Source organism: Agrobacterium sp., assembly GCF_059499945.1.
Map to the genome: position 1 here is coordinate 460,430 of NZ_JCABZP010000014.1, position 12,305 is coordinate 472,734.

At 59.3% G+C, this 12,305-nt stretch carries 12 protein-coding genes; all 12 read left to right on the forward strand.

The genetic code is table 11. The features are described 5' to 3' along the window. Nucleotides 1-77: 77 nt before the first annotated feature. The 12 genes from motA to AC5I5B_RS14035 all read left to right on the forward strand — a co-directional run bounded on the left by motA (nucleotide 78) and on the right by AC5I5B_RS14035 (nucleotide 12,228). Nucleotides 78-950, forward strand: a complete 873-nt coding sequence (gene motA / locus AC5I5B_RS13980) for a flagellar motor stator protein MotA (protein ID WP_003503407.1) — start codon at nucleotides 78-80, stop codon at nucleotides 948-950. Further along, nucleotides 947-1,906 carry a FliM/FliN family flagellar motor switch protein gene (locus AC5I5B_RS13985; protein WP_003503405.1) on the forward strand — a complete coding sequence of 320 codons (960 nt, stop codon included), beginning with the start codon at nucleotides 947-949 and terminating at the stop codon, nucleotides 1,904-1,906. The genes motA and AC5I5B_RS13985 overlap by 4 nt, the downstream gene beginning before the upstream one ends. Before the next feature lie 63 nt (nucleotides 1,907-1,969). Further along, the gene (gene fliN, locus AC5I5B_RS13990; protein ID WP_003503403.1) at nucleotides 1,970-2,509 is read left to right on the forward strand and encodes a flagellar motor switch protein FliN; all 540 of its coding nucleotides are present in this window, start codon (nucleotides 1,970-1,972) and stop codon (nucleotides 2,507-2,509) included. A 27-nt stretch (nucleotides 2,510-2,536) separates the two neighbouring features. After that, nucleotides 2,537-3,580 carry a flagellar motor switch protein FliG gene (gene fliG / locus AC5I5B_RS13995; RefSeq protein WP_003503398.1) on the forward strand — a complete coding sequence of 348 codons (1,044 nt, stop codon included), beginning with the start codon at nucleotides 2,537-2,539 and terminating at the stop codon, nucleotides 3,578-3,580. Nucleotides 3,581-3,709: 129 nt separating this feature from the next. Beyond that, complete coding sequence (flhB, locus tag AC5I5B_RS14000; RefSeq protein WP_003503396.1) at nucleotides 3,710-4,792, forward strand: flagellar biosynthesis protein FlhB; 1,083 nt, start codon at nucleotides 3,710-3,712, stop codon at nucleotides 4,790-4,792. A gap of 5 nt (nucleotides 4,793-4,797) precedes the next feature. Continuing rightward, entirely contained in the window at nucleotides 4,798-5,235 is a 438-nt protein-coding gene (locus tag AC5I5B_RS14005) for a BspJ family T4SS effector nucleomodulin (protein WP_003503394.1), read from the forward strand. 307 nt (nucleotides 5,236-5,542) lie between these two features. Continuing rightward, the gene (locus tag AC5I5B_RS14010; protein ID WP_020812076.1) at nucleotides 5,543-6,835 is read left to right on the forward strand and encodes a flagellin N-terminal helical domain-containing protein; all 1,293 of its coding nucleotides are present in this window, start codon (nucleotides 5,543-5,545) and stop codon (nucleotides 6,833-6,835) included. Nucleotides 6,836-7,148: 313 nt separating this feature from the next. Then, nucleotides 7,149-7,805, forward strand: coding sequence for a hypothetical protein (locus tag AC5I5B_RS14015; protein WP_111794229.1), 657 nt, complete (start codon nucleotides 7,149-7,151; stop codon nucleotides 7,803-7,805). Continuing rightward, on the forward strand, nucleotides 7,802-9,085 hold the full coding sequence (locus tag AC5I5B_RS14020) for a MotB family protein (protein ID WP_003503388.1): 1,284 nt from the start codon (nucleotides 7,802-7,804) through the stop codon (nucleotides 9,083-9,085). The genes AC5I5B_RS14015 and AC5I5B_RS14020 overlap by 4 nt, the downstream gene beginning before the upstream one ends. Further along, the gene (gene motC, locus AC5I5B_RS14025) at nucleotides 9,082-10,359 is read left to right on the forward strand and encodes a chemotaxis protein MotC (RefSeq protein ID WP_003503386.1); all 1,278 of its coding nucleotides are present in this window, start codon (nucleotides 9,082-9,084) and stop codon (nucleotides 10,357-10,359) included. The genes AC5I5B_RS14020 and motC overlap by 4 nt, the downstream gene beginning before the upstream one ends. Continuing rightward, a complete protein-coding gene (gene fliK, locus AC5I5B_RS14030; protein WP_111833711.1) occupies nucleotides 10,356-11,714 on the forward strand; it encodes a flagellar hook-length control protein FliK in 1,359 nt (452 codons plus the stop codon). The genes motC and fliK overlap by 4 nt, the downstream gene beginning before the upstream one ends. After that, on the forward strand, nucleotides 11,662-12,228 hold the full coding sequence (locus tag AC5I5B_RS14035; protein ID WP_003503383.1) for a lytic transglycosylase domain-containing protein: 567 nt from the start codon (nucleotides 11,662-11,664) through the stop codon (nucleotides 12,226-12,228). Before fliK ends, AC5I5B_RS14035 begins: the two co-directional genes overlap by 53 nt. Nucleotides 12,229-12,305: the final 77 nt, after the last annotated feature.

Sequence of the window (12,305 nt, forward strand, 5' to 3'; positions counted from 1 at the left end):
GGCTTTGCGGACAGGTTCACGCAAGCCACATTTTCTAGACATGGCGGCATGGAACACTGTTCGGGCGTGGTCGATCAATGAATATTGTAATTGGACTTATAATCACCTTCGGCTGCATCATCGGCGGCTATATGGCGATGGGCGGTCATCTGGACGTGCTGGTTCAGCCGTTCGAATTGATGATCATTGGCGGCGCCGGCCTCGGCGGCTTCATCATGGCAAACCCCATGAAGGTCGTGAAGGATTCGGGCAAGGCGCTCGGCGAGGCCTTCAAGCATTCGGTCCCGAAGGAGCGAAACTATCTCGACGTGCTCGGCGTGCTTTATTCGCTGATGCGCGATCTGCGCACGAAATCGCGCAACGAGATCGAGGCCCATATCGACAATCCCGAGGAATCCTCGATCTTCCAGAGCGCGCCGTCGGTCCTGAAGAACAAGGAACTGACCTCGTTCATCTGTGACTATGTCCGTCTCATCATCATCGGCAATGCCCGCAGCCACGAAATCGAGGCGCTGATGGATGAAGAAATCGAAACCATCTTGCATGACAAGCTGAAGCCCTATCACGCGATCACCACCATGGGCGATTCCTTCCCCGCCATCGGTATCGTCGCGGCGGTTCTCGGCGTCATCAAGGCCATGGGCAAGATCAACGAATCGCCTGAAGTGCTCGGCGGCCTGATCGGCGCCGCACTCGTCGGCACCATGCTCGGCATCATCCTGTCCTATTCGATCTGCAACCCGCTCGCTTCGCAGGTCAAGATCGTCCGCACCAAGCAGCACCGCCTCTACATCATCGTCAAGCAGACGCTGATCGCTTACATGAACGGCTCGGTGCCGCAGGTCGCGCTCGAATACGGCCGCAAGACCATCTCCAACTACGAGCGGCCGTCCATTGACGCCGTCGAACAGGAGATGATGAACCCCGGCGGCGAAAACAAGGCGGCATGACGATGGCAAAAGCTGCAGCGCAACAAGCACCCGCCATCGACACCGCCCTTCTCGCAAAATTGACGGGAGGGCTGTCTGACCGCAAGACGATCGCCAAGATCGGTTCCGATATCGGCCATCTCTACAGCGAATTCCTGCCGGACATCTTCCACAGCGAGACCGGCATCGCGATCGATGTGGAATATGTCAGCTCCGAATCGGGCCTGATGACCGATCTCATCGCCAATGTTGGGAGCAATGTCGCGGTTGCCGATTGTTCCCTGCGCAACTGGTGCCCCAATTTCATGATGACTGTCGGCAACGGCTTCGTCATCGCGCTCATGGAGCGCATGCTGGGCGCGTCGCCGGACATGATCGGCGAACCGGACGAGCGCAGCCTGTCCCATATCGAGCTCGACCTTGCGGCCATGGTTCTTGGCCGCATCGCCGGTGTCCTGCGCTCCGGTGTCAACGCGCCCGGCGGTTTTGAGGCGGCCATCGAGCCGCCCTTCAATTCCAACGGCAAGAGCGCCTTCGAGGAAATGATCGCCGGTCTTTACGGCGTGACCCTCCGCATGAAGATCGATATCGGCAAGGTCTCGTCGGAATTTACCCTCATCGTGCCGCAGCGTCCCCTGCTCAGAACCTCCATCGTCGCTCCCAAGGCTTCGGCCCAGGCGCTGAAGAAGCAGGAGGAATGGATGGAGATGATTTCCGAGCAGGTGAAGCGATCGCAGGTCACGCTCGAGGCGCGCATCAAGCTCGAAACGCTGACGCTCAGGACAATTTCCAAGCTGGTGGCCGGTGATGTCATTCCGTTCCAGGCTCTGAAGCAGGACGATATCGGCGTCGAGGTCAGCGCCAACGGTTCCAAGCTCTATAATTGCGAATTCGGCAAGTCCGGCGACCGCTACATGGTTCGGGTGAAGAACAATGTCAGCACGGACGACGAGATCTTACGACATTTGATGGGTTAAATCCTGCCCGGCCTTTCGGGTTCTGGGCAGGCTGACGCAAGTTTCAAAGGGAATAATCAGCGCATGGCTACGAAGAAAACACCTGTGACCGATGATGCGGCGTTGCCGTCGTTTGAAGACGGCGGCGACCTCGACCAGGCTATCGGCGATCTGCGTGGCGTCCTCAAGACGGATGCGGAAGGCTCGCTCTCCGATTTTGGCGACTTCGGCGATTTCGGAAGCACGGACGAGGTTTCGACCGAAACCGACCTTTCCGCCTTTGGTGGCGGAGCGGCCGACTTTGCGATGGACGATTTTGCCGCCGCCCCGCAGGTTGCGGGCGTGAAGGCGCCGCTCGGCAGCGGCTTGTCCGAAAACATGGAAATGATCATGGACATCCCGATCGATGTCCAGATCGTTCTCGGCACCAGCAGAATGCTCGTTTCGGGGCTGATGAGCCTCGAAGAGGGCGCAACCATCGCGCTTGATCGCAAGATCGGCGAGCCGGTCGAGATCATGGTGAATGGCCGCCGTATTGCGCGCGGTGAAATAACGGTTCTGGAAGACGACGATACGCGCTTCGGCGTAAAATTGATTGAAGTACTGAGTACGCGAAAAGCCTGATCCCTGTGGGGACGGAGAGGAAAGACCATGATGGACTTCGAGGATTTCGGTAACCCCCTTGCGGGCAAGCCGTTGTCTCAGGCCGACAAGGCGGCCGCGGTGCTTCTTGCCATGGGCAAGGGCGTCGCCGGCAAGCTGCTGAAGTTTTTCACCCAGCACGAACTGCAGATGATCATTTCCTCGGCCCAGACCCTGCGCGTCATTCCTCCCGATGAGCTTGCACAGATCGTAGCCGAGTTCGAGGACCTGTTCACCGAAGGAACGGGTCTGATGGACAATGCCAAGGCGATCGAGAGCATTCTCGAAGAGGGCCTGACCCCTGAAGAGGTGGACAGCCTTCTCGGCCGCCGCGCGGCTTTCCAGGCCTATGAAGCATCGATCTGGGACCGCCTGCAGGAAGCCGAGCCGGAATTCGTCGGCAAGTTCCTGCTGCGCGAACATCCGCAGACCATCGCTTATATTCTCTCCATGCTGCCTTCCTCCTTCGGCGCCAAGGTTCTCCTCACCATTCCGGAAGAGCAGCGCGCCGATATCATGAACCGTACCGTCAACATGAAGGAAGTCAGCCCGACGGCTGCCCAGATCATCGAGAAGCGTGTGGTCAATCTCATCAATGAAATCGAGGCCGAGCGCAATGCGGGCGGTTCCACGAAGGTTGCGGATCTGATGAACGAACTGGACAAGCCGCAGGTCGATACGCTGCTCAGCTCTCTCGAGACGCTCAGCAAGGAAGCCGCAAACAAGGTCAAGCCGAAGATCTTCCTCTTCGACGATCTCATGTTCATGCCGCAGCGCAGCCGCGTCCTGCTGCTCAACGATGTTTCGGCCGATGTCATGACGATGGCGCTGCGCGGCGCCACGATGGAAATCAAGGAATGTGTGCTCTCCAGCATCAGCCCGCGCCAGCGCCGCATGATCGAATCGGACCTCGCGGTGCCGCAGGCCTCGATCAACACCCGCGAAGTGGCGATTGCCCGCCGCGCGGTGGCGCAGGAGGCGATCCGGCTGGCCAATTCCGGCCAGATCCAGCTGAAGGAAGCCTCTGCGGAGGAGCAACCAGCCGCCGCTTAAGCGGAAGCCGGTTGATAACCCGCCCTTACGGCGGAACCGGCCATTGCGATGGCCGGTCACGGACGCTAGTTTCGGGATGACGGCCTGCCGGGATCGGCGGGCCCTTTTTTTTGATCCCGGGAACGTGCCTTGGCAGACGATCAGGACAAGGACAGTAAAACAGAAGCCCCGACGGAGAAAAAACTCCGCGATGCGGCGGAAAAGGGCAATCTTCCCTTTTCCCGTGAAGTCCCGATCTTTGCCTCCTCACTTGCTTTTTATTGTTACCTGGTCTTCTTCCTGCCCGATGGCGCCGGTCGCCTTGGCGTCACATTGAAGGACCTGTTCGGCCAGCCCGAACAGTGGGACCTCAGCACCCGGCCGGATGCCCTGTCGCTGTTGTATTTTCTCGGCACGTCGATCGCCTATCTGCTCATGCCGGCGATGATCATGTTCATGGTTTTCGGGCTTGCTTCGTCGTTTTTCCAGAACCTGCCGTCGCCGGTGCTTGAGCGGGTGCGTCCGCAATGGTCACGCGTCTCACCGGCGAAGGGCTTCACGCGCATCTACAGCAAGCAGGGTTTTGTGGAATTCGGCAAATCCGTATTCAAGATCATGATCGTCTCGGTCATCATGTTCTTTGCTTTGCGTGGCGATTTTTACAGCCTCATCGATCTGATGTTCTCCGATCCGCAGGTCATTTTCGTCCGGGTGGTCGAGATCGTCAAAAAAATGATGGTCGTTATTCTGCTTTCCACCGCGCTGCTTGCTGCCGTCGACGTTCTGTGGACGCGCCATCACTGGTTCAGCCAGTTGAAAATGACGAAGCATGAGGTGAAGGAAGAATACAAGCAGTCGCAGGGCGACCCCGTGGTCAAATCCCGCCAGCGTTCCATCGCCCGCGACCGTGCCCGCCGCCGGATGATCAACAATGTGCCGCGCGCAACGCTTGTCATCGCCAACCCCACACACTTTGCGGTGGCGCTGCGTTATGTTCGCGAAGAAGGCGACGCACCTGTTGTCGTGGCCAAGGGCCAGGACCTTATCGCATTGAAAATCCGCGAGATTGCGGAAGAAAACAATATCCCCGTTTTTGAGGACCCTCCGCTTGCACGCTCCATGTTTGCGCAAGTCTCGGTAGATAGTGTGATTCCACCAGTCTTTTACAAGGCTGTGGCTGAGCTCGTTCATCGGGTTTACGCCATGAAGTCATCGAAAATACGGGTTCAATAAAACCAATGAAAAAATCCGCCTATTCCGAACAGCGGGAAATGATCGTCGCAGAGGCGATCAACCCGATCGCCACCGAACTTCGATTGTTAGACCCGGCCGACCTGATTTCGCTGCTCAGATTTGAGTGCTACAGCAGTATCGCCGACCTCGTTTCGTCGGCGGCTGAGCTTTATTATCATCCCGGTACGATCAATTTCGGCGCCGGCGGCGAATACAAGCTCGAATGGGAAGGCGCGCCGGAGATCGTCCTCGATCTCGAGCTCAAGCCAAAGGGCGCCACGGTCTATGCGCGATTGACGCTCGCCAACGAACATGCGGCGGTTGAGATCAATCACGTCTCGTTTCAGAACCCTTCCGAAAACCCGGACGAAAACACCGAGTTTCTTCGGAAAAGCCTGACGGCTGCCCGATTCGTGCCAACCCGTCAGGGCGAAGCGGCTTAACCGGATCATCCCTGAATATTGCCGTCATGTCCGTTGCGCCCGCCGAAATCGCGGGCGCAACGGCCTCGTTCCGGTGCGTTTTAACCAGAGCTTGCCTGAAGCCTGCCGGTTTATGCGAAACCCGGCTGTGAAAGGCAGGAACGCCTTGCAAATCAGTCCTGTTGTTTGTTACCTATCACATTAACGATTTGTTAACGAACAGCAGGTCGCGGTGGTCGCTTCAGGCCATTGCCGATTCGCATGATGCTTCTGCTCGTTGTCGGCACAGCGCCGGATTTTTTCTTAAATTTTGAGTTGGGTGGACCCCATGACCAGCATTTTGACCAATGCGGCGGCGATGGCCGCGCTGCAAACCCTGCGCATGATCGACAAGAGCCTCGAGACAACACAGGCGCGCGTGTCTTCCGGCTACCGTGTCGAGACTGCGGCGGATAACGCGGCCTACTGGTCCATTGCAACGACGATGCGCTCCGACAATAACGCGCTTTCGGCCGTGCAGGACGCTTTGGGTCTGGGAGCCGCCAAGGTCGACACCGCCTACGACGCGCTTGAAAGCACGATCGAGGTCGTCAAGCAGATCAAGGCCAAGCTCGTCGCCGCCTACGGCGTTGGCGCCGACCGCGGCAAGATCCAGGATGAAATCAAGCAGCTTCAGGAACAGCTGAAGAGCATCTCCGAATCGGCCTCCTTCTCGGGCGAAAACTGGCTGCAGGCCAGCATCAGCAACGGTGGCACGCCGCCGGTTGAAGAATCGATCACGAAAAAGGTCGTTGCATCCTTCACCCGCACGGGCGCAGGTAATGTCGGCGTTACCACCGTTGATTATGTGCTCGATGGCAGTACGGTGCTTTTCGACCTCAGTGGTGGAAAGCTCGGGATTCTCGACAAGAACGCCGTTTTCGTCAGCAAGACGGAATATGAAGTCACTCAGACCTCGACGACTGCGGGTAAGGCGACGAACGCCGGTCATGTCGTCGAGAAGCTCAGTGACGCGCAGATCGGCGCGCTGAATGCCGCGACTGCGGATACGAATACGGATCCGAATATCTATAGTGACGGGACCGCCAATTATCTCCGCCTTGCCGAAAACGTATGGGTGAAGGTGACGGCGACAGATCCGTCGAGCGGTGGCACCACTGTTTCTCCCGCCTATCGCGACACCAGCAGCAACGACTGGTTTTACGACCTCAGCGGCGGGACGGCTTCCGCCGATCGTTCCCTCGGGTTTTCCGTATCCACCCTCAATCTCGGCAATCTCGATGTTGTCGCCGCAGCCATGGGCGGTTTTGCCGGTGGCGGCACGACCTATACCGATGCCGACGCCATCGACATGATGATGTCCTTCGTCGACGGGCAGCTTGAGGCGATGACCAGCACGGCTTCCAGCCTGGGTTCGCTGCAGAGCCGCATCAGCATGCAGGATAACTTCGTTTCCAGCCTTATGGATGTTATCGACAAGGGCATCGGCCGTCTTGTCGATGCCGACATGAACGAGGAATCGACCAGGCTCAAAGCGCTGCAGACGCAGCAGCAGCTCGGTATCCAGGCTCTCTCCATCGCCAATGCCAACGCGGAAAATATCCTCCAGCTCTTCAAGTAACGGGTTCGACCGGCGTGGGCGCGCGGGGATGGATGGGCGCAGGCTTGCCGATCATGCCCGCCTTCATCCTCGCACAAGTTTGAACACCTAACGTCGGGTCAGTATGGGGCGGATCGCATGGCGTGATCCGGCCGGGAAACGTGGAAGAGACGGGCAGGGTAGCAAGGATGACGGTGGTGCCGCCAAACGGCTTAGAGCATTTCCAGGAAAAGTGGACCCCGGTTTTCCGTCTGGAAATGCGGCGAGGCTTTTGCGATTCGCGCGGGCAACAAAACATGTCTGGCCCCTTTCTCCTGTTTTGCCGGAGGCAGGCATGAGCGCGTCCATTGCACGGTTTCTCAAGGACTTCGGTGAAGCGCAACCGCAATCGGCGGCGCCGGCCTTCGGCGACCCGTTGGCCGACAACGATTTCCTGTCCGGTTTTGCCGATGGCGCTTCCGCTTTCGACGAATTTGCCCCCGTTGACGTGGAGAGCGAGAAACAGGCGGCCTATGACCGCGGCCGCGAAGACGCCGCCCGCGAGATCACCGAGAAGATGCAGGCGGAGCGGGAAGAACTGATCGCCGCCCATGCGGCCGAGCTGGAGACCCTGCGTTCGGGCCATCTTGAAGAAATTGCGGCGTCCCTGTCCCGTGGTCTGCGCGAGGGTATCGACGCGATCGCGGCCAATCTCAGCGAACAGACAGCCAATATCCTTGCCCCCCTCCTGACGGAAAAGCTGTCGCTCAAGGCGGTTACGGCGCTGGCGGATGTGGTGCGCGCCGCCATGCCGGATGGCGAAGGGGTCACGCTTGTCGTGAAAGGCCCGAAAGATTTGTTCGAGCGACTGAAGACGCAGCCGGGCTTTGAAGAAGAAACGATGAAATTTACCGAGACCACCGATATCGATCTTTCCGTCGAGTTGGGTGAAAGCGTGTTCGTGACGCGCATGTCCGCCTGGGCGTCCAGTCTTCGCAAGGTGATGAAATGAGTGAAGGCGAGAACCACCACCACGGCAAAAACGAGATCATCATCGTCAAGCGCCACAAGGGCGGGCACGATGGCGCCCATGGCGGTGCGTGGAAAATCGCCTATGCCGACTTCATGACGGCGATGATGGCGTTCTTCCTCGTCATGTGGCTGGTCAATGCCGCCAACGAGGAAACCAAGGCCTCGGTCGCCAGCTATTTCAATCCCATCAAGCTGTCCGATGAGAAACCCTCGTCCAAGGGGCTGGAAAAGCCTGTCGATAAGGAAGAGGGCGTCCAGAAGAAAGACCAGTCCAACATCCAGGCTGAAAAGGTCACCAAGGGTTCCGCCGCGGCGACGGGCGAAGACCTGACCTCCCAGACCGGTGAGCAGTCGAATTTCTCCGAAGCGGACTTTTTCGAAAATCCCTATTCCGTGCTGGCTGAAATTGCCCAGCAGGTGGGGCAGCAGGCCAATGTCAGCGCCAAGGGCGAGGGCGGCGCTGCCGATTCCGGCCCGGCGACGGGCGCTAGCGGCGGCGAAGCCTATCGCGATCCCTTCGATCCCGATTTCTGGACCCAGCAGGTGAAAATCACCCGCGCCGATCAGCCGCAGAAACCGGTTGAACAGCAGCAGCTCGCCGAGAACAAACAGGAGGATGCGGCCGAAAACGCTCAGGCGGTCGCGCTTAAGTCGTCCGAGACACCGGCCGAAAAGGCGGAAGACGGCAAGCCGATGGAAGTCGCCGCCGTGGTGCCGCAGCAGCGTCCGGATGCCGCAGAGCAGGCAGCGCTTTCTCAGCCCAAGCCGGAGCAGCAAAAGGCCAGCGATGCCGAGTGGGAAAAGGCCGATACCCTGCGCGAGGAAATCGAGAAGCAGATCTCAGGCATTACCGGCAAGCTTTCCGAAGGTCTGGTGGTGACGCCGGCCGAAGGCGGGTTGCTGCTCACCATTTCCGACCAGACGGAAACGCCGATGTTCAATATCGGATCGGCTGTTCCCCGGCGTGAAATGGTTCTGGCCATGGAAAAAATCGGCAAACTGCTTCAGGAGCGGGGCGGCAGCGTGGTGATCCGCGGCCATACCGACGGACGGCAGTTCAAGGGCGAGGCCAATGACAACTGGCGGCTCTCCATGGACCGTGCGCACAGCGCCTATTACATGCTGGTGCGCGGCGGCCTGTCGGAAGAGCGGGTAAAGCAGGTCTCGGGTTTCGCGGACCGCAGATTGCAGGTGCCGGCGGACCCTCTGGCAGACGCCAACCGCCGCATCGAAATTCTGCTTGAGGCCGATCGGGGGTGAGTGTGACGAAAACCTCGAAACGCTGGCTTCTTCTTGCGGCGACGCTTTGCGGTCTCGGCTCCGAGCCGAGCAAGGCGTTTTCGCAGTCGCAGGACAATCTGATGCCCTATGCCATGCTGCGCTCCCTGCAGTTCGTGCAGGATTCGGTGGCCATGGGCGACCATTCCGCCGCTGAAATGCAGCGGTTTCTGCTGCAGACGATCGATGAGCGGCTGAAGAGCGCGCCCTCGGCGATCTTCAAGGATCCGCGCAATGTCGATGCGGCGCTCATCTATGCGATGAGCGGCGGCAACCCGGCGACGCTGGAATTGCTGGTCGCGCGTGATGTGGATGGCAATTTCGATAGCCGCGTTGCCGATATCCTGCGCAAATACCTGTCCGGCAAGGGAACGCTGGTCGCACAGAGCATCGCGGCCATGGTGCCTGAATATCGCGGCAAGCGGATTGGCGCCTATCTGGCGCTGATCGGCGGCAATGTGACGATACCGCGCGATCCGCTGGCTGCACTCGGCTTTTACGACATAGCCCGGCTCGAAGCGCCCGGCACAATCGTTGAGGAGGCGGCATTGCGCCGCTCGCTCGCTATCGCGGTTGAAGACGGCGATGCTGCGCGCGGCGTCGACTATGCGCAGCGTTATGCGCGGCGCTTCCTGCATTCGCCCTATGCCAGCCAGTTTGCCGACCTTCTGGTCTCGCTGGTGGTCAAACGCGCCGATTCCATCGGTGAGGAGGCGATACAGGAAACCTTCGCCATGATGGATACCGAGAGGCAGAAGGAAGCCTATCTGCGCCTTTCTCGCCTCGCGGCGATCAGCGGCAAGGATTCGCTGGCGCGTATGGCGGCGTTGAAGGCGAAGGCGCTGTCTCCGTCGCTGCCGGGTGAGCCTGAAGTCCAGGCAAATCTCTATGAAAGCCTTTCCAACATCGGCACACCAGATGTGGTGAGCGCGATCGAGACAATCGGGCAAATCCCCGAAGCGCAGCTTTCGGATCGGGACAGGGCCCTGCGGGAGGCGGCAAGGGCGATTGCAGAGCAGGTGGTTCGTCCTCCTTCCCTGCAGTCCGGTGTCGGTGCAGACACTGCGGCCACGAAGGATACCGGGCGGAATGCGCCCGAAAACGAGGCGACCGCTGCTGATGCAAAGAGCATATGGCGGGTCGAAACCCAGAAGGCTGACGATGAGGGCGATAACGTCCGGCAACTCGTGACGAGCGGCCGTAGCAAGCTCGATGAAATCGACAGCCTGTTGAAGAAAGGCGAGGGGGCACCATGATCGACGCAACCATCAACGCGATAATGAATGCGCCACCATCCGATCCGCGCGCCGGCAGCGCCAGCGTCAGGGACGACGCCAAGGGCGGCAGTTTCGGCGATGCCCTTTCCACGGTCCGGGACGAGCGGCCGCCGCAGGCGCTGCATTCGCGGCATCAGCAGGACAAGAACCCGGCTGAAGAACAGCAGGCACAGGCTGATAGCGAGGCGGAAAAGATGGATGTCCCGGTCAAGCGGCCCGCAACCTTTCTGAATGCGATCGTCAACGAGCATGCCGGCGAAGGTCGTGCCCATGAGACCTTGGCCGAGTTTCAGAACGCCGTGAAAACGGCCCGCACACCCGATAACGGCAAAACCGGCAAGAAGCTCAAGGACGACACCGACAAGGACGCCGAGACGGTAGCCGATGTGATCGATCCAAAGCTGGCGGAACTGCAGCTGGTTGTGGCCAACGCCGCCGATGTGGCGACAGCCAAGACGCCGCTTGAGGAAATTGCACAGGCGATTGCCGGCAAGACCGACACGGTGAAATCAGACCGGGCTGAACCTGTCCGGGGCAAGGCCGAGCATCTGGTCAAGGACACGCCGACAGGCATTGCACCTGCCGGTAACGAGGCGGGTTCGGCTTCCGAAAACGAAGGCGATGCCTCGGCATTCCGTTTCTCGTCTCCGCGTTCGGGCGCGGCCCGGGCTCTCGATATGAGCACGGTGCAGCGTGAGGGCCGTGTCGAGTTCGATGCACGGGAAAGCACCGGCAAAGCGGCAGATACCATCACGGTCCTCGATTCGCGGCGTTTCATCGGTCTGGCGCCTTCGACCAACGCTTCGGCCCTGACCGGCCTGATCGTCAATGATCCGGAATGGGTGAGCGCCATGCAGCCCGGCTCGTCGCTTTCCAATGCGGCGGCCCAGAGCAGCACCGGCAAGGTCGTGCATACGCTGAAGCTGCACATGACGCCGATCGAGCTCGGATCGGTGACGATGTCGCTGCGTCTTGCCGGTGACGAGCTTGCCGTTCACATGACGGTGGAGAGCGTTGCAGCCTATAAAAAGCTTCAGGACGACAGCAAGAACATCCTTGAGGGTCTCAAGGCGCAGGGTCTGACGGTCGATAACATCACCATCAGCATCGCTTCTTCCGACAAGAGTGACCAAACGGGCACACAGGGCAACAATCAGCAAAATCAGCAGGCGCAGCAGCAGGGCCAGCAGGCCGCCGCCGGGCGCAACCGTGACGAGTCCGGAGCACGGGGCAGTCGGCAAGGCAATGGCGATAATTTGGGGGTGCATAATGAAGGCATGGATGGCGCTCCTGGCTCTGCCCGTTCTTCTGCTGACAATGGCGTCTACCTCTGAAAACGCGTCGGCCTCGGCGACATCAGGCGTCTGTGAAAGAGAGATCCAGTCGGCGGCACGCAAATATGGCGTGCCGGAGGGAATTCTCTATTCGGTGGGCCTGACCGAGACGGGCCGCAAGGGGAGGCTCGACCCCAATGCCATGAATATCGAGGGAAAACCGGTATTTGCGACCTCCACCGAGGAAGCCCTGATGACTTTCGAGGCGGCGAAGCGCAACGGCGCCAAGCTGATCGACCTCGGCTGCATGCAGATAAATCATTATTTCCACGGCGAAAACTTCTCATCCCCGCGGGAAATGTTCGATCCGCGTCGCAATGTGGAATATGCCGCCATGTTCCTTCGCAACCTTCACAACAGGCATGAAACCTGGACCATGGCGGTCGCCCGTTATCACGCCGGCCCCAACAATGACCCGGCGCAGAAGAAATATGTCTGCCGCGTCATCGCCAATCTGGTGGCGACGGGCTACGGGAAATGGACTCCCAACGCGAAAAATTTCTGCGACGGATGACAACCTGAAATTGCTTTTAGGCACCGCAGGACTCGTATTTCGAAATGTGGCGATAGATTGATCGAAAAAAGGCATTT